Below are 24206 nucleotides of genomic sequence, written 5' to 3' on the forward strand. Positions count from 1 at the left end.
AATCCATGTGAGTCAAGTCACTCACTGAATTTCCCTTTTTGTATTTCTCATCATGCGATTCATGCGATAGCGGCTCGGCTAAATCACTCACAAATGGAGGGCGGGTTATTGTCTGTAAAAGCAGCGGAATGCATTTTATACATCTAGTTAAGCTGTTTTATAAAAAAACCATACGCTAAATGTAAAACATGCAGTTAGTTTACCTGAATGGAGCGAATTCGTCGAAATCACTTAAAACTACATGTAGGATTTGCAGTTTGTTCCCTCTAACACGACCAAAACCGATGAACTAACTGCATGAATTACATCTAGCTACCTGATCCTGACCACCTAGGAAAGTCAAAAATCAGCAGTCGAATTCAATACCGAGGGAATGATTCCACTTTTATTAAATGGCAGAGCCGAAGGTGCAGCAACAACTCCTAATGTGTTAGACACTAGCGTAAGATTGAGGAAGTATAGTGCATTTTCGCAACAAAACACGTCGAGAGCTGGCCCCAATGCCCCAAACGCTGCCTTATTGCCGCACTCTGCATGAATGACTAGACAACTAGGCATGCCCCTCTCGCCAGGCTAATCCGTTACTGTCCATTACTTCGACTCAGGCAGAAGCGCCCGCCTCGCGAATTTGCGCTGGACGGCCAGAAGGCGGCCGGTGAGCAGCACAGCGGCTACGGCCAGTCCGGATATGAGCCCAACCCAGTAACCATAGGCGCCTTGATTCGCATAATTAGCCAACACGTGGCCCAGCGGCAAGCCGATAATCCAGAAGGCGAGCAGGGTGATCCAGAACGCAGGATTCACATCCTTGTAACCGCGCAGCGCGCCTTGAATTGGTGTGGCAATAGCATCGGACAGCTGGAAGAAAACCGCGTAGATCAGGAAATGCATGATCAGCTGCACGACCTCCGGCTCGCTGGCATAAATCTGCGCTACATTTTGACGGAACAGCATAATGATCAAGGCGGTGGCTACCGATAAAGCGGCTGCTGATCCTATGCCAATGTATGAATACTGCTTGGCATCCTTTAAACGTGATGCACCGGTTTCGTAGCCGACCAGAATCGTCAGGGCCATGCAGATGCTGAGCGGAATCATGTACAATGTGCTGGCAAAGTTAAGGGCAGCCTGGTGCGCGGCGATGGTGAGCGTATCGAAACGGCTCATCAGCAGGGTTACCGCTGCAAAGACGGCGGTTTCGAAGAAAATCGCGAATCCGATCGGCACGCCTAGCTTCATAAGCTCCTTCCACTTCGCAAGCGATAAGCCGTACCATTTGCGGAACACGCCATAGGAGGCAAAAGGCTCTGCCTTATGGACGATCAGAACCGATATTAAAAAGATGCACCAGTAAGCAAAAGCAGTGGCAATCCCGGAGCCTATCCCTCCTAGTCTTGGGAAACCGAGTTTTCCGAAAACAAGCACATACCCGGCTCCGACGTTTAGCGGCAGGGAAATCAGCGTAATGATCATCGATATTTTGGTCTGGCCGAGTGCGTCAATAAACGAACGCATGACGATGTAGCCAAACAGCGGGAAGATGCCGGTCGATATCGCCACGAGGAAATATTGGGCGATATTATGCACCTTAGGTTCCAACGCCATCCCATTAAGCACCGGTGTTACGGTGAACATGCCAACGAGCGCGACGGCCGCGGCGATGGCAATCGAGAGCCAAAGCGCTTGAATGACATGATACGCTACTTTGTCTTTGTGCCCGGCGCCGATCAATTGCGATATGATCGGAATCAGCCCCATCAAAATTCCGCTGAGACCGGTTTGGACAGGGACCCACAGGCTGGAGCCGATCGCAACGCCAGCCAAATCGGCAGGACTGGCATGGCCCGACATCATCGTGTCAAAAAAGGTCATGAGGGACATCGTAATTTGCGTTACTAGAATGGGAATAAGTATGATAATAAACTGGGCATATTTTTGCCTAAGATTGATGGTTTCTTTCAAGCCTGATTTCTCCTTAGTCCACCCAAACCAAAACCCGGGCGGGTCGCCCGGGCCATGTTGGATGGCATTTATTTATAGGTTACGCCGGATGTATACCGGTTGGATGCATTCCATAGCAGATATTCATCGACGTTCAATTCCTTGAGTGCGCGGATTTGTTCTTCCACTTCATGCTTGCCGTACTTGGTGTAGTTGCCTTTGCCGAGCCAGCTAGCCGTAAAGTCCTGAATCCATGGCCGAATTACAGGCTGTTTGTCGCCTAGCGGCTCCAGCTTCTTCTGCGTATCGATCGTTGCTCCACGTATCGTTTGATAGGGGGCCATGTCTGGATCCTTGGCATTGAACCAGCCGGTCGTATAATGGCTAGGATATATCATTGGGCAGATGATGTCTACATTTTCCGATATTTTCACGAAATCCTGGCCGATCCCCTCGGCAGCAGGCACGGAAGCCGCATAACCGAAAATATCGACGGATACCTTGACGCCGAGCGGGTGGAGCTCTTGTTTTGCATACTTTACAAAGGAGGTTACCGCGTCCACGCGGCTGCGCTCATCCTTGTGATATTTTAAAGTGTCCGCTCTTTTCTCGAACCCTTCGGGGAACCGCACGTAATCAAACTGTACCTCCTTAAAGCCCAACTTGGCAGCTTCTTTGGCGATCTCCACATTATAATCCCATACTTCCTTGCTGTACGGATTGACGAAGGCTTCCCCCTTGCCATTGGCCCAGACGGAGCCGTCACTATGTACAAACGATAATTCTGGATGTTTCTTCGCAAGCACGCTGTCTTTAAACACGACAACGCGAGCTATAGGGTAAATTTCATGTTTATCGAGACGCTCCATCAGCGCCCCCATGTCACGAATGAAGGGCTGGGGCTGACCTAGCTCTTGAAGCTTGGTATTGTCCGTCTTATAAGTAATGTAGCCATGATCATCCTTGAGGTCGATAACCATGGAATTCAATTCGGTTCTGTCCAGCAAGTCGATCAGCTGGTCCATGCGGGAACCGCCGGCACTGTAAGCCGTTACGTAAATCCCCTTTACGACTGGAGCGGCTGTTTGAGGCTGCACTGCCAGCATGGTAGGTGAAAGCGGAGCGTCCAGCCGTCCCTCGGCGGCATTGGCCAGGAAGGTATGATAGGCTGATTGCATAATGCCCGGCATTTTGCTGTTTGAAGCGTCTGTGTGAGCCGGGGAAACATCCCCGCCGGTACCCGCGCTCAGAGCCAGCAGTAAAATCGTCCAAAAGATGTTCATCGTCTTCTCTCCCCATAAGATACACGTTCTAAGATGATTATAATGGATGTTTGTTGCTCATAATAAACAGTTTTGTTATTGTTTGCGAAAAAATAACCGCGGCTTTACTCATTAACACGGCAATGCCTGGTTGAAACCGATATCCAGAAATGCACCCAAGGAGATCCTCATAAGTACAAGCTCAATATTCCAAAAAAAAGGCCGCTTCTTCTGCCAAGACAAAAGAAAGCGGCCTGGGTATTGCTATAAGGCTGAAGCTCGCTGAAACTAATATTTAATGAAGCAAATTAGTATCTTGAAGCTCGCAGATGCTAAATTGAATAATCTCCATCGCATCATTCGGTTCCAATAAGTTCATACCGTCCCGAAGGATGATCATGGAGTCAAGCTCCTTCTCGTTAAAGAAAGGAAGCATATCGGGGAACCACTTCATGACGATTTGTGCCAGTTTTACCGTTTCCATTTCCACATCAATCACCCTTTCCTTCTAGAATCATTCGTGTAGAGAATCATTCTTAAATGGAAAAGCACAAAGCCTGTGAAATCGGGTAAAGCTGAAATCTTATGAAATTGACGAAGGAACCGCGCATAATTCATTATATCATATCAAATATCTTTTGGCATCGAGTACAGGCCTGTGGGAAAATTTACCTTTTTCTGAACGAACCCATAACGCCCACGGTTTCTACAATGTTCACGAACGCTGCGGGGTCGGTCTGTTTAATAATATTTCTAAGCTCGGTCAGTTCGTAGCGGGTCGTTACGGTCATCAGCATATCCTTTTCTTTGTGCGAGAATGCGCCTTGTGTCTTAATGAGAGTAACCCCGCGCGGTAGCTTCAAAAGTCTGCTTAGCAATTCGTCGGTTTTGTCCGTTATAATGAACAGGGTAACTTTAATATGGCTGACATGAAGGAGATCGACCACTTTGCCGCTGAGGTAAATCGATACCATGGAAGCAAGGGCCAGATTCCAGTCCCCTTCGATATACCCCATGGCCAAAATGACGATGGCGTTCATCGAGACGAGCACGCTGCCGACCGGGAAGTCGCGGTATCTCGTAATGATCGAGCCTATGATATCAAAGCCGCCGGAGGATCCTCCCGCCCGAAACGATATTCCGCTGCCAATGCCGACGAGCACGCCCCCGACGACCGCGGACAGGAATGCATCGGTCGTAACCGGAATTTCCTGAACAGGGATCAGTGCGATGAACCAGGTTACCGCAGCGACGGAAAGAATGCTCAGCAGGATGAAGCGCCTTCCAAGCAGAAACAGTCCTGCTATGAGAATAGGAATATTGTACACGAGATACATCGTCCCGATGCTTAAGGGCGTAAAGTAACCGGTCAGCATGGATAATCCGGAGACCCCGCCGCTAAGCAGGTGGTGCGGGACGAGGAATAGATTGAAGCCGGCTGCGATCAATGCCGCTCCGAACACGATGACTAGACTGTTCCAGATTGTTTTGAGCATCGTAAAATCACCTCTTATGGTTGTGAAAATGGTTGTGAAAATAAGCCAGGCAGCTTGCTGGTGTTCTTTTCATGTTTTGTGCTATAATGTTTGAGATATTCTTGAGTAGGTATCCTTTTCCATGTTAAATGGGAAAGAATGTATTAGTGATCTGAACCGAATATTCCGAAGATCCGTATGCTATGTAAAATTTATGGGCTGATGGGACAGCCTATAAACGTTCCAATGCTACTTAAGAATACAGTCAAGATGGTGGGAAGTCCACTATATAGAAGGAGTATGAATATTTTGAGCACATTTGCAGATTTCGGCCTAGAGCCTAAAGTTCTACAGGCTATAACAGAACTCGGATTTGAAGAAGCCACCCCGATTCAAACCAAATCAATTCCTATTGCGATGACAGGTCGCGACCTCATCGGACAAGCACAAACGGGAACAGGCAAGACGGCGGCGTTCGGTCTTCCGCTGATCAGCAAAATTCCGGCCAGTGAGGATCGGATCGTAGCGCTGATTATGACCCCGACCCGGGAGCTTGCTATTCAGGTAGCCGAAGAAATCGGGAAGCTGTCCCGTTTCAAAGGCATCCGTTCCCTGCCGATTTATGGGGGACAGGATATCGTCCGCCAAATTCGCGCATTGAAGAAGAAGCCTCAAATGATTATCGGCACCCCTGGCCGCTTGCTCGATCACATTAATCGCAAAACGATTAAGCTTGACGACGTACAGACTGTCGTACTGGATGAAGCCGATGAAATGCTGGATATGGGCTTCATGGACGATATTCAGTCGATTCTGAAGCTTGTCCCCGAAGAGCGCCAAACAATGCTATTTTCCGCTACAATGCCAGCAAATATCCAGAAGCTTGCCCAGCAATTTCTTAAAAACCCGGAGCATGTTTCCGTTATTCCAAAGCAAGTTAGCGCACCGTTAATCGATCAGGCATATATCGAAGTGCATGAACGCCAGAAATTCGACGCGCTTACGCGTTTGCTGGATATGGAATCACCGGAGCTGGCTATCGTATTCGGACGGACAAAACGCCGCGTAGACGAATTGGCGGAAGCTTTGCAGAAACGGGGCTATTCCGCGGACGGCCTTCATGGCGATTTGTCTCAGAACCAGCGTGATAACGTCATGCGCAAGTTCCGGGATGGCAGCATCGACGTGCTTGTGGCTACTGACGTAGCAGCACGTGGCTTGGATGTATCCGGCGTAACCCATGTCGTCAACTTCGACCTGCCGCAGGATCCGGAGAGCTATGTGCACCGCATCGGCCGTACGGGACGGGCGGGCAAGGAAGGCGTAGCCTGGTCTTTCGTTACGCCGCGCGAAATCGACCATCTTCACTTCATCGAGCGGATCACCCGCCAGAAGATCGCCCGCAAGCCGCTGCCTTCCATTGCCGAGGCGATCGAAGGGAAACAGCGAATTACGGCAGAACGCCTGATTGAGCTTGTGGAAGCAGCCGAACTGAACGAATACAAAGGAATCGCCATTTCGCTGCTGGAGCAATATGATTCGGTTAACCTGCTGGCAGCCGCGTTTAAGCTCATTACCGGAGACAAAGGGGATAACACGAATATCGAGCTGACTCCAGAGGAGCCGATTCGAGTAAAACGCCGCAAGCCGGACATCCGTTCCAGCGGACGCAAGCCGTATGGATATGGCAACCGCAGCGGCAGCGGATACCGCAGAGATAACCGCGATGGCGGTGGCCGTGGAGGTTACGGCAGCAAAGGCGGTTATAACAGAGACGGGGGAAGGGATTACCAGTCTTCCTCGGATCGCAAGCCGCGTCCTGCAAGCAACGGTGGGGACCGTAGACCGCCAAGACGCAACGACAATCCTTCGTACGACGCTTAATGAGTATATAGCAAAGAAGACGGAGACGCCTGCTGGCGCTCCGTCTTCTTGCTTATAGGAGATTAGAACAGGATGGAACGGCTCACAATAACGAGCAGAATGAACAACACCAGAATTGTACCTGTGGAAGTCCAGAAACCGCCACAAGAATGACCTACACCCGACATGAGATAACCTCCTTTAAAGATGTTTGATTAGAAGTTACGGTATATACTATGGCGTATTCGTTCATATAGTTTAGACGCTTACCTAGAACATGTTAAAATAGGCGCTGGATAGTGCTCATTTAATCATGTATAGTATTATTAATAGACATAAACCTTACTGGAGGGAGATTTTTTTTTGGAATACAAAGGACTAATGAGCGGTTTCTACAAAGTAACCGAGTGGATCATGAGAATATCGGGAAGCAATTTGCTCTGGCTTCTCTGTTCGTCGCCTTTTTGGTTTTTCGTGCTAACGGGATTGTTAACCCCGGACATCGAAATGTGGATTCAAATCGCTTGGATTTTAGCCGTGTTGGCACCGTTTACATTGTTCCCGGCTACAGCGGCGCTATTCTCGGTGACGCGTAAATGGGTCATGGGCGATACGGATGTGAGCGTTGTTAAAGTGTACTTCAAAGGGTACAAAGAGAACTACAAGCAGAGCATGATCGGTGGAATCTTCTACACTTTGTTGATCATTGTCATGATCGTCGACTATAACGTATATATGAAGCAATTCGCCAACATGCAGATTATCGGCATCATCATGTTGATTTTCTTGATCTTGCTGTCGGTTTCCTTATTCAATTTCTTTTCATTGGTTGCCCACTATCATTTGAAAACTTCGCTTCTTATTAAGAATGCGATCCTGCTGACCATCCTCCGTCCGTTCCGCGTGTTATCGACGGTGCTTTGCGTCATTGCGCTGGGATTCATTACGATGCAGTTCACATGGCTGATCTTGTTCGGCTTCGGTACGCTTGCCGCATTCGTTGCCTTCTATAATTTCAATGTCAGTTATAACAAGCTTCAGGAGAAGGTTGAGAAGATGCGCGTAGTGGAGGAAGGCTCGAAAGACGGCGAAGAAGACAGCAGCGACGCTGAAGGAAACGAAGGAGCCGGGAATGACCGCGAAGACCGTGAGCATGCCGGAAATGCAGAAGAGCCAACGGCTGAACTGCCGGATGACAGCAGTAAGGATCAGACAAAATCCTAGGCCGAATTTACAAATTTTACAAACTGCCTATATTAGGTTTACATTTAGAAATAGAAGGACTATAATAGGTTTACGTCCTGCGATGTGCGTTTCGGTTCCATGTTGTTTTGAACCAATGACAATGTCCAGGGAGACTTAAATTGCTTCGCTGCTGAAAGGCCCTATCTATTAGATCAGGGGACTTCAAAGGCGCTGCTGCGGTCACCCACCTGCTGATGCAGGTTCGAGACAGTGTAACCGGACGGCATAGGCGGGTCTACATATTCAATGATGACAGCACCCTGTCCCTTTATGGAATAAAGGTACCAGGGTGCTTTTGTTTGTTACGCAACAATGTTAAACTAGATACAAATGTAGTACATACACCCTATGTCTCGTGACGAGTAACGAAGGAGGAAGTAGAGTGTCAATCAAAAGAACCCTCATCGGCATATTCCGCAGCCAGGAAGGTACGAGCGACCGTGCGAAAGTGCCCGAAATGAAAACAAGGTATTATCAGCTATCCAAGGATAGAATTTGGGAGGAAGTCTCCTCGACGTTAAAGAAAATTCCAGGGTATAAAGTGCTGCACGAGGTGCAGTCTGTCGGCGAAATTACGCTGGAGAAGAAAACCGCGTTGGGCCGCACGATGGATATTACCGTATCGATCGTGTCGACAGGGCCGCTTCGCAGTGCGGTGGACATCTACTCGGCGACGAGGGGGTCGTTGGGGGATTTGGGCAGCAACTATCGCAATATCCTCAATCTTTATGCGGCGCTGGACAAGAAGCTCGGGGCTTATAAAGTAACTTCATAATTAAACAAAAGCGAGCAGGGAGGTTTTATCCTCCTACTCGCTTTTCTTGTTCAATAGGGTTATTGCAACTGCAACTTATTACAGAAGGGCTTTAACTGCAGCAATTGCATTTTCATAGTTCGGATGTTCGGTCATTTCACTTAAGTATTCGACATAGGTAATTTTGTTGTCTTTGTCGATCACGAATACGGAGCGTTGATCCAATTTGAATTCCTTAATCAATACACCATAGGCTTGACCAAAGGAATTGTCTTTATAGTCGGACAGGGTTACTACGCGGTCAACGCCTGCGGCACCGCACCAGCGGGCTTGAGCGAAAGGCAGATCCGCGCTGACCGTCAGGATAACGACGTCGTCGCCAAGGCTGGCAGCTTCTTCGTTGAAGCGGCGAGTTTGCGCATCGCATACGCCTGTGTCCAGGGAGGGGACGACACTGATGAGCTTGATTTTACCTGCAAAGTCCTGAAGAGTTGCTTCTTCGAGCAAATTTTTACTTAAACGGAATTCTGGAGCCGTATCGCCAACTTTCAGCTCAGGACCTACCAGAGTAATCGGATTGCCTTTAAATGTTGCCGCATTAGTACGTTCTTGTGCCAAATGTATCTCCTCCTAACAATTTTGTGAAAGCACCTAATTTTAATTATAATCTTTTTAGAAAGAGATTGTCCAACATTAGGAAGAAAGGTTCGGATCGTATGATATTTATTCGCTATGAGAATTGGAGAACGTATCTGAAATCGTACCCTGTTACCTGCTTCATTCTAGCAATTAATATTGTGATGTTTGTTCTAACTGCTGCGGGGCCGGAGGGGGTCATCCTTGATTATGGGGCTATGGTGAATAAAGAACCCTATGCCAGTGAATGGTGGCGGTATGTCGCCGCGGTATTCCTGCATTTCAACTTCGGGCATTTGTTCTCTAACAGCTTCGGGATACTGATCTTTACGCCCCCGATGGAGCGGCTGCTCGGCTCCTGGCGTTATGTCCTGTTATATTTAGGGAGCGGTGTCGTCGGCAATCTGATCACGGCGGGAATCTATCAGCATTCGTCTATTCCGCATATTTCTGCAGGGGCATCAGGCGCCATTTACGGTATTTACGGGGCATTCCTTTATGTTGCGCTATTTCAGCGTCAATTCATGGACGAAGCATCCCGCAAGACGCTGTACAGCCTGCTTATCGTCGGGATTATCTTCTCGTTCCTCGTGCCTCAGGTCAACTGGATCGCCCACTTAGGCGGATTTATCGGCGGCTTCTTCATCTATGGATTGATCATTCGCCTGTTAAAACGACGTTGAACCCCTTGAAGGTAAATGGTAAAGTTATGTTAGAGCAAAAATGATGGCAAGTTACCCATATGGGTTATGACAGGAATCGAAATGGAGCGATCAGATTCGTGGAATTAAGACAACTGCAATACTTTGTGAAGGTGGCGAAGAAGGAGCATGTTACACAGGCAGCCGAAGAGCTTCATGTGGCCCAGTCTGCGGTAAGCAGGCAAATCCACCAGCTGGAGCAGGAGCTTGGCGTTGACTTGTTCATGCAAAAGGGAAGAAATCTGCATTTGACTGCGGTAGGACAGCTATTTTGCAGCCGGGTGGAGACGATCCTCAAAGATTTGGATCGCGCCGTAAATGAAGTTCACGAGTTTATTGATCCTGAGCAAGGCGAAATTCGTCTCGGATTTCCACATAGCCTCGGTGTTCATGTTATTCCTAGTGTAGTTGCCGAATTCCGTAAGTTGTATCCGAATGTAAAGTTCAGATTCAAGCAAGGAATGTACCCGACACTCATTCGTGATGTCGTATCAGCCGAAGTGGATTTGGCCTTCATCTCTCCTTTTCCAGAGAACCATAATCAGGTTGCGGGCAACGTCGTACTGACGGAGGATTTAGTGGCGATTCTGCCTCCAGGCCATCCGCTCGCCAACGAGCAGAGCATCAAGCTCAACCAGTTGAAAGACGATAAATTCATCTTGTTCAGCAAAGGTTATTCTTTAAGACCTATCGTGTGGCATGCTTGTCTGGAAGCCGGATTCACGCCGAAAATCGCCTTTGAAGGCGAGGAGACGGATACGATCCGCGGCTTAGTCGCGGCCGGGATGGGCGTCAGTCTCCTGCCTGAAGTGGCGTTATTCCAGAGCTTCACGCTGCAGCCGGCCCGGGTTCGCATTTCTACGCCGAAAGTAACGAGAACGATCGGGCTGATTCACCGAGCCGACGATAAACTCCCGCTGGTCGCGCAATCCTTCCGCATATTTCTGCTAGAATATTTCGGACTACAACCGGACACGCCGCCAAGTTAATAACTGGCGGCGTTTGTTCTTGTAATATCGAAAAAGGTCGATGGACATGCTGTCCAGCCGGTTCAAACCGTCTAGCGCTTCTTTCGGGGCATTGCAGCCCGGAAGGCATGATCCCAAATTATTAACCATAATAAAGCCCAGCCTATACGGAAATAGCCGTATGGCTGGGCTTTTTCCGCAGCTTGAGCGGGTTTGTTGTTGACTCCGTGCATTTTAAGTTAGATTTGCTCTTATTTTACTATACTTTTATTTTCGCACAGTATACTAGGGTTCAAGATCTGAAAGCAATGATTGTGCAAATAACAAATAAGGCGTGGTGAAGAGTAGCAATGGAGTTGAAAATTGAGCATGTAACCAAATCCTATGGCTCAAAACAAGTGCTTAACCAGGTCACCCTGCATCTAAAGCCGGGTATTCTGGGACTGCTGGGACCGAATGGGGCAGGTAAATCAACCTTGATGAGAATGCTGTCGACATTAGAAAAGCCTACTTCCGGAGTGATTACTTGGAACAGTGTGGATATCGCGCAGCATCCAGATGAATTGCGCGCCGAACTCGGCTATTTGCCGCAGGACTTCGGCGTGTATCCGAATATGAACCCCGTGGAGTTTCTGGAGTATATGGCCGCGATGAAGGGGTTAACGCTAAAATCGGCAAGGAAGAGGATCGATGAATTGCTCGAAATTTTAAATTTATCTAATGACCGCAAGAAGCTATTGGGGGGATTTTCCGGGGGGATGAAGCAGCGCGTAGGTATCGCCCAGGCACTGTTAAATGATCCTTCGCTGCTCATCGTCGATGAGCCGACCGTGGGACTTGATCCTGAGGAGCGCATCCGCTTCAGAAATCTGCTATCGACGATGTCCTCCAATCGGATCGTCATTCTCTCTACGCATATCGTTACGGATATCGAGTCGATTGCTCCGAATATCGCAATCCTTTTCAGAGGCAGACTCGTGAATTTAACGACGCCGGAAAGTTTGATCCAGAGGGCAGATATCAAGGTGTGGCTGAGCATTTTCCCTTCCTCCGAGCTGCAGGACATGCAGGAGAAGTATATTATTAGCAGCGCCATACACCGTAGCGACGGGGTGCATGCCCGGATCGTTTCTGATTTCCGCCCTTCCCAGAATGCTGTTCTGCTTCCTTCTACGCTGGAGGATGCCTACCTGTACGCCGTCTCTCCATTAGGAGGGGCGTCATGAGCAATGCATGGAGAACCTACTACTGTCTGATCAAGAACAACCTGATCAAGCAAATGAGAAGCTACTCCTTCCTCATCGTCGTCCTGCTAACGTTGTTCCTGGGATATGCCTGCGTGCCATCCCCCTCCAGCGGGTATCAGGTGTTCTATATTGGCGGGGTACGAGGCATTTACAATTCCGCATGGTTAGGCGGGATGGTCACGATGATGTCCACGCTGCTGTTGTGGCTGTTTGCCTTCTTTATGCTGCGCAGCCAGGTTTCCGAGGATCAGAGGCTGAAGGTCGGGCAGATCATCGCTTCGACGCCGATTTCTAATTTTCGCTACATTTTTAGCAAAGTGATCTCCAACTATGTTGTACTGCTTGTGATCGAGCTGCTGTTGTTTCTGGCGTTTATGGGAATGCAGTTGATCCGCGGGGAAGACTATTATATTCATATCGCCGATTACTTGCAGCCATTCGCCTTCATAGTCATGCCTTCGCTGCTCGTTCTGGCAGCATTGACTGTATTGTTCGACGTGATGCCTGGTTTAAAGGGTGTCGTGGGGAATATCATCTTTTTTGCTCTATGGGTATGCTGTAGTATCGTGTCGATCGCTACGCCGAATAGTCTACTGGATGTATTCGGGCTTGATATCATTCGTTCGGATATGGTAAGGGAAGCTACGCTGAAATATGCGTTCCTGTCTGCGAGCGAGGAGGGCGGAAGCTTCGGATATTATCCGGTGGAAGGCACCAGCCCTACGTTTGTCTGGCATGGCGTAGAATGGAGCTCAAGCCTGCTTATTTACCGATTGGCCTGGGTAGGCATCGCAGTGCTGCTTATTCTTGTTTCTTCCCTCGTATTCAACCGCTTCAGGACAAAAGAGAATGCCAAACTTAGTCACATCCAGGTTATCTATGAACCGAAGAATGGTGTTGCTGCCAAACCGGATCATAGCCATGAGTATAGGCTGTCTCCTGTCGAGAAAGAGAAGAGAGTCCGCATGATGAGACTAGTTCGAGCGGAGATATGCATTATGCTGAAAGATTGTTCCATTTGGTGGTATCTGCTTGTGCTGGGCAGTATGGCCGCGAGCCTTCTCATCCCGATGGAAAACGTACAGAGCTGGCTGCCCGTACTAGCGTTATGGCCGATTGCCATCTGGTCGCAAATGGGCACACGGGAGAAATATTATTTTACCCGGGAATTGTTGATGTCCAGCTGTTCTCCGCTCAACAGATTTTTTGCGGTTTGGGTTTCAGGAATTCTCATTACCCTGCTCGTATTCTCGGGAGCGTTAGTCCACTTCATTCTGGATGGACAATGGGCGCACTTGACGGCTTGGCTGGTGAGCGTTCTATTCGTTCCGACGCTGGCCATGGCTTTGGGAACGCTCAGCGGGACGAGGAAAATGTTTGAAGTCGTCTATATGTTGTGGTGGTATATGGGAGCGGTTAACAACCTTCCTGGTCTTAACTTCCTGGGCGCCGGGACAAGCCAATCCCTACTATACGGCATATTGACATGCCTCCTGCTGATCGTGGCTCTTGTTGGCCAGCAGATCAAAGCAGGAGTGCTGGGAGGTAGCGCTGCGAAAGGAAATAACTCGAAGCACTACGATAAAGGAGGAGTATCATGAATTTGATAATTAACCGTAATATAAAAATGATTACTACGGCGTTGGCTGTGGTCTTGGCCCTGTCTTTTTCAGGCTGCGATTCCAAACCAAGCGTAAATAGTGCGGGCAAGACCTTCGATGGGACGCAAGTGGAGGAAATCATCCTAAATACGGACGGCCAAAATATTGAAATACGGTCTGCAGGCAGCTCTGAAATTAAGGTCAGCACAAAAGGCGGTAAAGAAGCCATCGCCGAGTTGAACGGCGGTGTGCTGGATGTTAACTATGGCAGCTCCTCGAGTCTGGTTAACTTTAAGACAGACACTTTGCAGGTTGAGCTGCCGGATAAGCAATTCCGCAAAATCAGTCTGACGGCGTTTGCTGGGCAAATTAAAGGCGAAGGTTTGAAAGCCGATGAGCTTGTTTTTATAGGAGATTCGGGAAGGCTTGAAATTAACGGCTTTGAGGGAAATCATATTCAAGGCAAAGTTGCTTCGGGAGACATTGAGCTTACCGGGATTACCGGTGACTTCCACATCGAGAATGATGCAGGGAATGTGAAGGTATCCCATAACGGGCAACTGGGTCAAGGAAGCAGTATTAGAACTGGAACGGGAAAAGTCGAGATGGCTTTCGAGAATGCACCTGGCGCCCTGGAGATTGACGCTTCGACAGAATCCGGCAGGATCGAGTCGTCCCTGACTTCGGCGTCCGAAGTGAACGCTGTAGGAGCAGGGCAGGAATTAAAGGCTAAGATCGGTTCTGCTGCCGACGCGCCGAATCTAACCATCAAATCATCTTCAGGAAGTATTTATATTAAATAAAACATCCCGCCCTGCTCCATCGTTGACTGTTGACGGAGAAGGGCGGGTATTGTTATTTGGCAAAGGGGATGGTGATGTAGAAGGTAGTCCCCTTCTCCGGGATGCTGTTTACGGAAATATGCCCCCGATGGGCGAGTATCAAATCTTTAACGATCGACAGGCCAAGGCCCATGGAATGATGGGCGGAAGACGAGTCCGGCGTTGCTCCGCGATAGTATTTCTTGAACAAATTCTCCACAGTAGTGCGGTCCATTCCAACCCCGTTATCCTCAATCGTAACTTTAATGAATTCGTTCTGTACATTCGTTAGCTGTACCGAAATTGCCGTGCCCGGGGGATTGTGCATGACTGCATTGATAAGCAGGTTCTGGATCGCCCGGTACAGCAAGCGCCGGTCAAAAGAGAACGGAATCAAATCCTCTTCGCAGTGAAAGCTTAAATCATACTCCTGTAGATGGGGGTCGTTCCAGGTATCCGCCAGCAGGCTCTTCAGGAACTCCACCAGGTTCGCCTCTTCCAGCCGCAGAGGGATCTGCGCCTTTGTTTCCTGGAGCCGGAGAGACAGGTTAAAATCCTGAATCAGGGCTTCCATATGCTTGCTTTTTTTGAGAATTTCCTGCATGAAGGAATGCTTCTCTTCCTCGCTCCAGGCATATTCCTCGTTCAGGAGCAGGGCAGAATAGCCGGATATGTAGGTAAGCGGTGTTTTTAAATCATGGGAGATGCCGGCGATCCAGTCCTTCTTTAACTGCTCCAGCTTCTCTCTTTCCTGCTGGGATTTTCGGAGTTGGTCGGATAATTCATAAATGTTGGTTATGATTTCGCGGAATAGCCGGTAGGGTCTTTTGAGCTTATTCCGCTTCGTATACATTTTATCGCTGTCGGCAGGCTCTTGATAAATACCCTGCGATAAGCGGGATATCCAGGAGATGATCAACCAGATTGGGCGGCTGAAATACCAGCTGAAGATCAGGCTCGAAACGATGATGCTGACCGCGAAAAGAATAATCAGGATCAGGTCGTAGCCGGGCATCCCTTCATAAAGTCCCAGCATGGGCAGAATGCCGTCGATGATCAGCATGACGACGATTCCCATGCTTAATATCCAGGCAAATAATCCGGCGATAAAATGAATGCTGAAGCGCAGCTTAATATTCATGATACGTTACCTTTCTTTAGGGGGCACGAATTTGTATCCAATTCCTTTTAGATTAATGATGACTTCAGGGGACTTCGGCTTGCTTTCGAGCTTCTTTCTGATTTTGGAAATATGCATGGCCACGGTTTTCTCTTCGCCATAGTTTGGCTCCTCTCCCCATACGAGCTGGTAGATTTGCGTAGCGGTATAGAGGCGATTCGGATTTTTGAAGAAAAATTGAAGTAACTCCAGCTCCTTAGCCGTACATTCAATAACTCGTTCGTCGACAACAAGCCGTGCCTCGGCAGGTTTTAAGGCAAGGTTGCCATAACGGTATTCTTTAGACTGCTCATGGTTCTCACGCAGCATGGCTCGGGTAAGGTTCTGTCTTCGCAGCAGGCTATGTATTCTAGCAACTACCTCAAGGGGATTGAAAGGCTTCGTAATGTAATCGTCACCGCCGATTCCGAGGCCTGTTAATTTGTCAAAATCGCTGGAGCACGAACTGATGAAAATAATAGGGGTGTTTGTGATGCTCCTGATTTTATGGCATAAGTCGAATCCATGGGTATCGGGGAGCATGATATCCAGCAAAATGACATCAAACGTATGCTGACTTAGCAAATTCAATACCTCTTCCCCCGTGGTACAGGAATATATCTCATGGAACCTTTCTTTTTTGAGAATAATCTCCAGCAGGTTCAAAATACCTTCCTCATCATCGACCATCAGTATTTTCTCATTTCTGAGCAAAATCGAATTCCTCCTAGGCAATGAAATTTCAACGTAAAAATACCACTCTATTTTACCCCGTTCATCCTAATAATTTCAATAAATGGCGGATTATACTAAGGTGCATGGAAGCACAAAAAACGGAGAGATTACTGGTTGCAATCTCTCCGTGGTTTGAATAATTAGTCCCGGCTTTGGAAGAACATCATGATAAAACGAAGAAGTTCAATAAGGGAGATAAGGGCTGCCGCTACATAAGTCAATGCGGCTGCGTTAAGAACTTTGCCTACGCCGCGTTCGTCATTCTGCGAAACTAAGCCCATGCTTAGCATGCCTCTGCGGGCCCGGTTGGATGCGTCGAATTCTACGGGCAAGGTGACAAGCTGGAACAGCACGGCCAATGAGAAGAACACGATGCCTACGCCCAGAAGGTTCAGTGAACCGAACAGAAAGCCTGCAAGAATTAAAAACGGCGATACTTGGGACGTTATATTGACGATCGGGAACATCTTGTGGCGCAGAACCAGCATGGAGTAAGATTCCTTATGCTGAATGGCGTGCCCGACTTCATGGCAGGCTACCGCTACGGCCGATACCGAATTCTCGTAATAGACCGGCTCGGAGAGGCGGACGACGCGTTTGGTCGGGTCGTAATGGTCCGTCAGGCTGCCGCGTACAGGTTCGATCGGTACGTCGTACAGACCGTTTGCATCCAGCATGCGGCGGGCTGCGTCATGGCCGGTTAGGCCGTACATATTATGAACATTGGCGTATTTGTTAAAGGTTCCCTTTACTTTGAACTGGGCCCATATCGATAGGCCGATGGCAAATAATAATGGAATAAACATAATATTTGAGCTCATTTTTCTTCTCCATCCCCCTGTTGTTAATGATTGTTCAGAACTTTACGTAAATGGCCCTTGATTAATTAGAAGATACAGCGCATCGATGCAGGCGAGGCTCTGGGGCATGAGACTGGAGAACATTTTTCTTGCTTGGCCAGGCTTCAATTTAGAAATAAGCGGCTCCAGCTCCTTGACCTCCCGTTCCAATCTTTGCATATGGATTTCGAGGGAAGTAAGCTTCTCCGTAACCTGTTCCTCGTGGCTTACTTTATTCCACAGCTCCAGCTTCGAGCGAATTTCCTCTAATGTATACTTCTCCTGTTTTAATTCATTAATACGTTTCAAACGGTTTAAGGTTTCAGCACTGTATAGGCGGTAATTTTTCTGTGTGCGTGCCTCCGGCGCAATGAGCTTCAGCTTGGTATAATAGTCGATCGTTCTCTCGCTTACGCTGGCAGCCTTGGCTAGTTCGCCGATTCTGTATAGTTTCATCCTGCTAGGCTCACCTCACTCCTAAGGATATTTTTAGTATATATTTATTTTTCTAAAATAATGATACCTGATCGGCAACTATACAGTCAAACGTTATGCTTTCCAATCTATAGTTACTATCGCTGCTTATAATTTCATACCCTTGCAGCGAAAAGCTAGGCTGATTGTTCCCCGGAGTTTGTCCGGCTGCCGGCTCGGTATTGCAGCAAGAACCGATGACATACAATTTAAGCAGGCTGGCAAATAAGGGCAGCTCCCGCAAATCCGTCGCTGAAGGGACCGGGGGAGCAGTAGGGTGGCTGTGAAACAGTCCCAACAGCTTCGGATGATAGCTGTGTTTGACCCATTCCTGCGGTTCCAGCGAGAAGTGCCGGTCCGGTTGGGCAGAAGCATTGGTTACCGGAACGTAGCCATCTATGATGACCGCTCCAGCCGCTATTTCACCCAGCAGAATCCCGCATGCCTCATGGGGATAACGGGTCAGGCTATCTTGCTCCAGCTGCTTATATACAGATGGAAGGATGATCCGTTTCGGCTCGGAAACATGCTTCCAGAAGTAATCGTTCATAGATGATGTTCACCTCATTCCTCAGTTTGTAACAAAACGGGTAAACAGGGTACAATAACATATACAAATAGCAAAGGAAGAATACACATGAGAAAAAACATACCGATTCTTGCGCTCTTGATCGTCCTGCTTGGCATCGCCTTGTACCAAAATTACGGAAACGAGGTGCGCTCTTTCCTAGGCGCAGGGAGTGATAAAAAAACCTTGGGCGCCGCGCTCGCAGAAGGTGCCCCGAAGCCGGGTTCTTCATCTCCGGCCTTTGCATTGCAAGGACTGGATGGAAACACCTATAAGGTAGGGGGAGAACGAGACAAGCCGGTACTGGTTAATTTCTGGGCTTCCTGGTGTGATCCCTGCAAGGACGAAGCTCCTGATCTCGTTAAGCTGTACGAGAAATACGGCGAGCGGCTGGACATTTACGGAGTCAATGTCACGGCTTATGACACGGTTGAAAAAGCCGAAGCCTTCGTTAAGGAATATGGGATAGAATTCCCGGTACTGCTGGACAAGAAGGAAGAGGCCTACAAGAAATTCAACGGCATGGCCTTTCCAACGAACGTGTTAATTGACAAGGATGGCGTAATCCAGGATTTAATCGTGGGCATACTCCCGCCGAAGGATTTGGAGGCCAAGATCAAGAAGCTGCTGCAGTCCTCGTAATTCACTGTAAAAAATGGAATGCGGAAGGCCCGGAGTCCTTTAATTTACGGACTCCGGGCCTTCCGGCGTTAAACATCGGCATTGCCGATGTAGATCATCATGGATTAATGGTTAACTAGCCCTTGGCTTGCCGACACTACCTCTTCATGCTCCATTTTGGTTTGGCCAAGCAGAGCGTAACGCAAGCTGTCGACAAGCGCCTCCCAGCTCGCTTCAATAACGTTGCCGGATACGCCGACTGTACTCCACGAATTGGCAGCGTCTTTCGATTCAATCAGAACTCTGACCTTGGAGGCCGTCGCATCTTTATCGTCGAGAACTCTGACCTTATAGTCCGACAAGTGAATGTTCTTTAATGCAGGATAATAAGATATCAGCGCTTTGCGCAGGGCATTGTCGAGCGCGTTCACCGGGCCATTGCCTTCCGCAGCTGTGTACAGGCTGTTTCCATCGATATTCAGCTTGATGAAGGCTTCCGAGACAACCGGCTTGCCTGCGGACTTCTCGACGAGCATTTTGAAAGATTCAAAGACGAACAGCTCTTTCATTTCTCCGTTAGCCTGACGAAGCAGCAGCTCCAGGGACGCGTCTGCACCCTCGAACTGGTAGCCTTGGTGCTCCAAATCCTTGATTTTGGAGATGACTTGGCGTGTCTCTTCGTTTTCCGGGTCAAATTTGATGCCCATTTCCTGCGCCTTGGACAGAATATTGCTCTGTCCAGCAAGCTCGGATACGAGAACACGCTGCCGGTTGCCGACGGTTTCCGGAGCAATATGCTCATAGGTCCGGGAATCGCGCAGAATGGCCGAGACGTGGATGCCGCCTTTATGGGCAAATGCCGCTGTGCCGACGAACGGCTGTCCCACAGGCATATGGACGTTTGCAATTTCGCCGACATAACGGGCCGTATTGGTCAACTGCTGGAGCTGCTCTGACTCGATAACATCATAGCCCAGCTTCAGCTGCAGGTTCGGGATGATGGAGCACAGGTTGGCATTGCCGCAGCGCTCTCCGTAACCGTTCATGGTGCCTTGGACTTGCTCCGCACCAGCTCGTACAGCATTTAATGCATTCGCTACGGCCAATTCACAGTCGTTATGGGTATGGATGCCAAGTCGGGCTGTCGTTACGCGTCCAGCAAGGACAGAGACGATGTCATGTACCTCATGCGGCATCGTGCCGCCGTTCGTATCGCACATGACGAGCCAGTCAGCGCCGGCTTCCTCCGCTTTGCGCATGACGGCGAGAGCGTACTCTGGATTGTTCTTGTAACCGTCAAAGAAATGCTCGGCATCAAACAGCACTTCCATGCCTTCCCGCTTCAAATAGGCGATGGAATCGTAAATCATGGCCAGGTTCTCTTCCAATGTTGTCTGGAGCGCAGTATGCACGTGGAAATCCCATGATTTCCCAACGAGCGATGTGGCTCTGGCACCGGATTCAAGGATGCGTTTCAAGTTAGGATCATGCTCGGCGATGCTGTCTTTGCGCCGGGTGCTGCCGAAAGCGGTGACTGTCGCGGATAATCCGAGTTCCTGTACTCGCTTGAAGAACTCGATATCTTTGCTGTTGCTGCCAGGAATGCCGCCTTCGATATAATGAACACCCAGTTGATCCAGCTTCTTGGCTATCTTCAACTTATCGTCCGCAGACAGGCTAATGCCTTCTCCCTGAGTGCCGTCACGTAATGTTGTGTCGAAGATGGTTACAGCCTTTGACATGATGAAAATGTCCCCCTTTGGATATCGTCTGAGTGTGAGCTCTGATTAGTATAATTTCTAATTATAGCATCTGCAATTTAAATGTAACACCGTTTTTATGAAATTGCACAAGGGTTGTTGACCCGATTTGGCTCAAAAGGTATGCTTTTTTTAGATCATGATCATCGAGTGCAAGGCGTAAAAATTCATGTTGTAGTATAAATAAAATGAGGGAACGCTAGTGAGGAATATCGACGAATATTATCCTGTGAACGGCAGGGTTGTGCTGCACATCGATATGAACGCATTTTATTGCTCTGTTCATGAGGCCGAGGAGCCGGAGAAATACCGGAACAAACCGACAGCCGTGGCAGGAAGCGTGGAATTGCGCAAAGGCGTGATCGTTACTTGCTCGTATGCGGCGAGGGCGATGGGAATCCGAACAGGAATGACCGTGAGGGAGGGGTTAAAGAAATATCCCAAACTTATTCTGATCGCCCCGGATTTCCACCTGTACCGCCGTTACTCCCGGGCATTCATGGACATCGCTTACCGGTATACCCCGCTGCTGCAGGCGACCTCGATTGATGAGTGCTATCTGGATATCACCGGCTCGAAGCAGTTTGGCACTCCGCTCGAAATCGCGGCGGAAATCCAGTCCCGCATTGCCAAGGAGCTGGGATTGCCCTGCTCCATCGGCATTGCTCCGAACAAGCTGCTGGCCAAGATGGCCTCGGATATGAAGAAGCCAAACGGCATTACGGTGCTTCGGTTGCGCGATGTTCCCGAACTGCTATGGGATAAGCCGTGCAGCGAACTGTTTGGCATCGGCCGCAAGACGGGGGAGAAGCTGAAGAAGATGGGCATATACACGCTTGGCCAGCTGGCGGCGGCCGACGAGCGGCTGTTGTCGGAGCGCTTCGGCGTTGTCGGCCTATGGATGAAGCAGGCTGCGCACGGCATTGACCATTCGCCGGTACAGGAGGAGCGGGAGAAGAATAAATCCATCGGGCATACGACGACGCTGCCGAAAGACCTGACCGAGCTGGAGGACGTGAAGCGGGTCATGCTTAATTTGGCCGATCAGGTGGCAAGGCGCCTGCGCCGCCAGAAGCTGATGGCGCAAACGGTGCAAATCACGATCAGGACGCCGGATATGAAGACAATAACCCGGTCCCAGACATTAGGAAACGTGACGGAGCAGGCCGATGAAATATACAAGGAGGCCTGCGAGCTGTATCTTCGTCACTGGAGCCACGGCAAGCCGGTTCGGCTGCTCGGCATTACGCTGCAAAATTTGATTCCCAGGGAGAACTCGGCCCTGCAGCTAGATTTGTTTGATTACGAGCAGCAGCCGAAGAAAGAATCGCTGACCAGGACAATGGATTTGCTCCGGGACAAGTTTGGTGAAGATGCCATACTGACGGCTGGTATGCTCAGCGATGATCCTTCCGCGCTGATCCGGAATCATAAAATCCGCGGCACTTCGCTGCAAACGGATTTTCTCCGGGAAAATCGGGAGGAATGATAATAATTATCAATGGAAATTGGTAACAAATGATTTGAAATTGCTTTCTTTTTATATTATATTGGTCATGGTGGTAGCAATTCACCGCACTTGTACCGTTTATCAGGAGGCAGATAAAGATGGCGAAATATACTTGGGTAGAGAAAGATACTTGTATCGCTTGCGGCGCTTGCGGCGCTACGGCACCGGATATCTACGATTATGACGATGAGGGCTTGGCCGAAGTTATCTACAATAATGATGGTAACCGCGGTGTAACAGAAATTCCGGAAGACTTGCATGACGACCTTCAGGATGCGTCTGACGGATGCCCAACCGATTCCATCAAGATTGCAGATACTCCGTTCAATATGGAAGGTTAAACAGAACAGAAAGACCAGTCTACATCACGCTTTTGGAGAAGCATCCCGCCGCTTCCGGCACGGGATGCTTTTTGCTGTTCTTTTGCCCATCCCAATCCAGGTCATCCTGGCTGCGATATAGTTAGGTATTAGGTCATGAATTTGACAATTTCAAAAGAATGGTTTGAAACAAGCGCTCCGCAGCCGATATATTAAGTAAAGAAGTTGTTCATGCAATCCATACACAAGTTGATTCCAATGGAGGTTTACGATGAAAAATTCGGCTTACCTCAAAAAATACGTAGAGAACCACCCAAACAATAAAATGGCTTGGTATTTGCTTGGCAAAGAATATGAACAAAGCGGCCAGGAAGGCAAAGCCCATTATTGTTACATTCAGGCAGGAAGCGTGTACGAAGCGTTCGAGGCCAGCAAAATACCCGATGATTTATGGATGGGGTATGAGGCTGGCATCCTTCAGGAGTCGCGCAGGCAGGAGCAGCGCAGCCGTTTGCTTCGAAAGGCAGGCTTTATTTTGCTGCTTTTGCTGTTTCTGTGGCTTCCTTCCGCGCAGTCTCCCGGCAAAATAGCAGCAACAGTTCCGGAGATTCCTGCTCCCGGGCATGCGGATAGCGTTTCTGAGGAGGGCAAGCCAGGTCAGCTTATAACGGAAGCGGAACCATCGCCAGCCCTTGCGGAGCCGGTGAAGGATAGCCCGAAATTTACGGCGATCGGTTATGTTCCCGGAGGCAGGGGAGTAACGGGCGATATCGGCGGGCTGCTGCAGGGAAGCGCTACGGCTGGCGGCTATCAGGTCGTGCTGGGCATGGGCAAACAAGGAAAATGGCTGAACTGGTCTCATAAAATGCCGATCGTTTATGGCATCCAATCGCTTGGCCACGGCCAAACCAGCGTGCAGTCCTACGACCCGGCGGCGTGTTTCTGTAAGCCGCCCGAATCGAGACATCTGAAGGCGGAGGCGGGGGAGTGGATCAAACGGCAGGAATCCCTGGCCGTACTCTCTTCGGCTATGCTGCGATATAAGGAGAAAAACGGGAAATGGCCGGTCAGTCTGGACGAACTCACACAGCCGTTTCCGGACAACTGGCTGGCAGGAACCAATGATCATATGAAAGAAGCATTCGGGCCGCTGAAGCGGGAGTTCGCACAGCGGGAACAACAGGCAGGCGGCAGCGAGGCGGGTTCAGGCGAATCCCGCGGTACGAAGGGGAAGAAAGCCAATGATGGCGACCGGTTTTTTACCCAGCCGCTGGAGGTGATCGTCGATACGAGCAATTATCGTTTGGCAGTAGTAAGCGGCTCGGTCATACTCAGAAGCTACCGGGTTGGGTTGGGCGGCGATAAGACGCCGGAAGGGACGTTTCATATTTCTGACAAGGTCATAAATCCGAACGGCAAGTCGGACGGGGAGTTCGGCAGCAGAGGAATGCAGCTGTCCGATACGAATTATGCGATTCATGGCACGAACGAGCCGGACAGTATCGGCGTCGATGAATCGCTGGGCTGTGTCCGGATGGGGAAAAAGGACGTGGAGGAGCTGTTCGACCTTCTTCCGGTCGGAACGAAGGTGACGATAGGCAAGGGAGGACTGCCCGATCAGGACCTTACCCCGGCAGAGCGGTTCACGCTTGGGGACAGGCAGGATCAGAGCAATCCTCACCGGACGTATCGCTGGCTGCATTAGC

At 49.3% G+C, this 24206-nt stretch carries 24 protein-coding genes and 1 other RNA gene; 13 read left to right on the plus strand and 12 right to left on the minus strand.

Features of this window, described 5'->3' with window-relative positions:
• Positions 1-591 precede the first annotated feature (591 nt).
• From QNH46_RS09535 to QNH46_RS09550, 4 genes are all read right to left on the minus strand, one after another.
• The gene (locus tag QNH46_RS09535; RefSeq protein ID WP_283927881.1) at positions 592-1962 is read right to left on the minus strand and encodes an MATE family efflux transporter; all 1371 of its coding nucleotides are present in this window, start codon (positions 1960-1962) and stop codon (positions 592-594) included.
• 68 nt (positions 1963-2030) lie between these two features.
• Entirely contained in the window at positions 2031-3224 is a 1194-nt protein-coding gene (locus QNH46_RS09540) for a putative glycoside hydrolase (protein ID WP_283927882.1), read from the minus strand.
• Between the two features lie 274 nt (positions 3225-3498).
• Positions 3499-3702 carry a hypothetical protein gene (locus QNH46_RS09545; protein WP_213588861.1) on the minus strand — a complete coding sequence of 68 codons (204 nt, stop codon included), beginning with the start codon at positions 3700-3702 and terminating at the stop codon, positions 3499-3501.
• A gap of 169 nt (positions 3703-3871) precedes the next feature.
• Positions 3872-4699: a YitT family protein gene (locus tag QNH46_RS09550; protein WP_283927883.1), complete on the minus strand. Its 828-nt coding sequence runs from the start codon at positions 4697-4699 to the stop codon at positions 3872-3874.
• 288 nt (positions 4700-4987) lie between these two features.
• Here QNH46_RS09550 and cshA point away from each other — a divergent pair, with 288 nt between their 5' ends.
• The gene (cshA, locus tag QNH46_RS09555; RefSeq protein ID WP_283927884.1) at positions 4988-6562 is read left to right on the plus strand and encodes a degradosome RNA helicase CshA; all 1575 of its coding nucleotides are present in this window, start codon (positions 4988-4990) and stop codon (positions 6560-6562) included.
• Positions 6563-6624: 62 nt separating this feature from the next.
• On the opposite strand, the gene QNH46_RS09560 is transcribed toward cshA, so the two are convergent.
• The gene (locus QNH46_RS09560; protein ID WP_283927885.1) at positions 6625-6729 is read right to left on the minus strand and encodes a sporulation protein YjcZ; all 105 of its coding nucleotides are present in this window, start codon (positions 6727-6729) and stop codon (positions 6625-6627) included.
• Positions 6730-6904: 175 nt separating this feature from the next.
• On the opposite strand from QNH46_RS09560, the gene QNH46_RS09565 reads away from it, so the two are divergent.
• The 3 genes from QNH46_RS09565 (at position 6905) to QNH46_RS09575 (ending at position 8561) form a co-directional block, all read left to right on the plus strand.
• Positions 6905-7765 (plus strand): YesL family protein, encoded by an 861-nt coding sequence (locus tag QNH46_RS09565; RefSeq protein WP_283927886.1) that lies wholly within the window; start codon positions 6905-6907, stop codon positions 7763-7765.
• 71 nt (positions 7766-7836) lie between these two features.
• Positions 7837-8026, plus strand: a non-coding RNA gene (gene ssrS / locus QNH46_RS09570) — 6S RNA.
• Between the two features lie 142 nt (positions 8027-8168).
• Positions 8169-8561 carry a DUF1499 domain-containing protein gene (locus tag QNH46_RS09575; protein ID WP_213588856.1) on the plus strand — a complete coding sequence of 131 codons (393 nt, stop codon included), beginning with the start codon at positions 8169-8171 and terminating at the stop codon, positions 8559-8561.
• Between the two features lie 78 nt (positions 8562-8639).
• Here the strand turns inward: QNH46_RS09575 and tpx are convergent, their stop codons facing one another.
• The gene (tpx, locus tag QNH46_RS09580) at positions 8640-9158 is read right to left on the minus strand and encodes a thiol peroxidase (RefSeq protein ID WP_283927887.1); all 519 of its coding nucleotides are present in this window, start codon (positions 9156-9158) and stop codon (positions 8640-8642) included.
• Between the two features lie 98 nt (positions 9159-9256).
• Between tpx and QNH46_RS09585 the strand changes: the two genes are divergently transcribed.
• The 5 genes from QNH46_RS09585 (at position 9257) to QNH46_RS09605 (ending at position 14496) form a co-directional block, all read left to right on the plus strand.
• Complete coding sequence (locus QNH46_RS09585; RefSeq protein WP_283927888.1) at positions 9257-9859, plus strand: rhomboid family intramembrane serine protease; 603 nt, start codon at positions 9257-9259, stop codon at positions 9857-9859.
• A gap of 98 nt (positions 9860-9957) precedes the next feature.
• On the plus strand, positions 9958-10866 hold the full coding sequence (gltC, locus tag QNH46_RS09590) for a glutamate biosynthesis transcriptional regulator GltC (protein WP_213588854.1): 909 nt from the start codon (positions 9958-9960) through the stop codon (positions 10864-10866).
• 329 nt (positions 10867-11195) lie between these two features.
• Positions 11196-12071, plus strand: coding sequence for an ABC transporter ATP-binding protein (locus tag QNH46_RS09595; protein WP_283927889.1), 876 nt, complete (start codon positions 11196-11198; stop codon positions 12069-12071).
• Positions 12068-13693 (plus strand): hypothetical protein, encoded by a 1626-nt coding sequence (locus QNH46_RS09600; protein ID WP_283927890.1) that lies wholly within the window; start codon positions 12068-12070, stop codon positions 13691-13693. The genes QNH46_RS09595 and QNH46_RS09600 overlap by 4 nt, the downstream gene beginning before the upstream one ends.
• Complete coding sequence (locus QNH46_RS09605) at positions 13690-14496, plus strand: DUF4097 family beta strand repeat-containing protein (protein ID WP_283927891.1); 807 nt, start codon at positions 13690-13692, stop codon at positions 14494-14496. Before QNH46_RS09600 ends, QNH46_RS09605 begins: the two co-directional genes overlap by 4 nt.
• 52 nt (positions 14497-14548) lie before the next feature.
• On the opposite strand, the gene QNH46_RS09610 is transcribed toward QNH46_RS09605, so the two are convergent.
• The 5 genes from QNH46_RS09610 to QNH46_RS09630 form a co-directional block, all read right to left on the minus strand.
• A complete protein-coding gene (locus QNH46_RS09610; RefSeq protein ID WP_283927892.1) occupies positions 14549-15655 on the minus strand; it encodes a sensor histidine kinase in 1107 nt (368 codons plus the stop codon).
• Between the two features lie 6 nt (positions 15656-15661).
• Positions 15662-16387, minus strand: coding sequence for a response regulator transcription factor (locus QNH46_RS09615; RefSeq protein ID WP_283927893.1), 726 nt, complete (start codon positions 16385-16387; stop codon positions 15662-15664).
• 161 nt (positions 16388-16548) lie between these two features.
• Positions 16549-17229 (minus strand): zinc metallopeptidase, encoded by a 681-nt coding sequence (locus QNH46_RS09620; RefSeq protein ID WP_283927894.1) that lies wholly within the window; start codon positions 17227-17229, stop codon positions 16549-16551.
• A gap of 42 nt (positions 17230-17271) precedes the next feature.
• Entirely contained in the window at positions 17272-17703 is a 432-nt protein-coding gene (locus tag QNH46_RS09625; protein WP_283927895.1) for a MerR family transcriptional regulator, read from the minus strand.
• Positions 17704-17755: 52 nt separating this feature from the next.
• Positions 17756-18271, minus strand: coding sequence for a M67 family metallopeptidase (locus QNH46_RS09630; protein WP_283927896.1), 516 nt, complete (start codon positions 18269-18271; stop codon positions 17756-17758).
• Between the two features lie 87 nt (positions 18272-18358).
• Between QNH46_RS09630 and QNH46_RS09635 the strand changes: the two genes are divergently transcribed.
• A complete protein-coding gene (locus QNH46_RS09635) occupies positions 18359-18931 on the plus strand; it encodes a TlpA family protein disulfide reductase (protein ID WP_283927897.1) in 573 nt (190 codons plus the stop codon).
• A 104-nt stretch (positions 18932-19035) separates the two neighbouring features.
• Here the strand turns inward: QNH46_RS09635 and cimA are convergent, their stop codons facing one another.
• Entirely contained in the window at positions 19036-20652 is a 1617-nt protein-coding gene (gene cimA / locus QNH46_RS09640) for a citramalate synthase (RefSeq protein WP_283927898.1), read from the minus strand.
• 220 nt (positions 20653-20872) lie between these two features.
• Between cimA and QNH46_RS09645 the strand changes: the two genes are divergently transcribed.
• The 3 genes from QNH46_RS09645 to QNH46_RS09655 all read left to right on the plus strand — a co-directional run bounded on the left by QNH46_RS09645 (position 20873) and on the right by QNH46_RS09655 (position 24205).
• Positions 20873-22159: a DNA polymerase IV gene (locus QNH46_RS09645; RefSeq protein WP_283927899.1), complete on the plus strand. Its 1287-nt coding sequence runs from the start codon at positions 20873-20875 to the stop codon at positions 22157-22159.
• 119 nt (positions 22160-22278) lie between these two features.
• Positions 22279-22521, plus strand: a complete 243-nt coding sequence (locus QNH46_RS09650; RefSeq protein WP_155609101.1) for a ferredoxin — start codon at positions 22279-22281, stop codon at positions 22519-22521.
• Positions 22522-22771: 250 nt separating this feature from the next.
• A complete protein-coding gene (locus tag QNH46_RS09655; RefSeq protein ID WP_283927900.1) occupies positions 22772-24205 on the plus strand; it encodes a L,D-transpeptidase family protein in 1434 nt (477 codons plus the stop codon).
• Position 24206: the final 1 nt, after the last annotated feature.

The organism is Paenibacillus woosongensis (genome assembly GCF_030122845.1).
Lineage (GTDB): Bacteria > Bacillota > Bacilli > Paenibacillales > Paenibacillaceae > Fontibacillus > Fontibacillus woosongensis_A.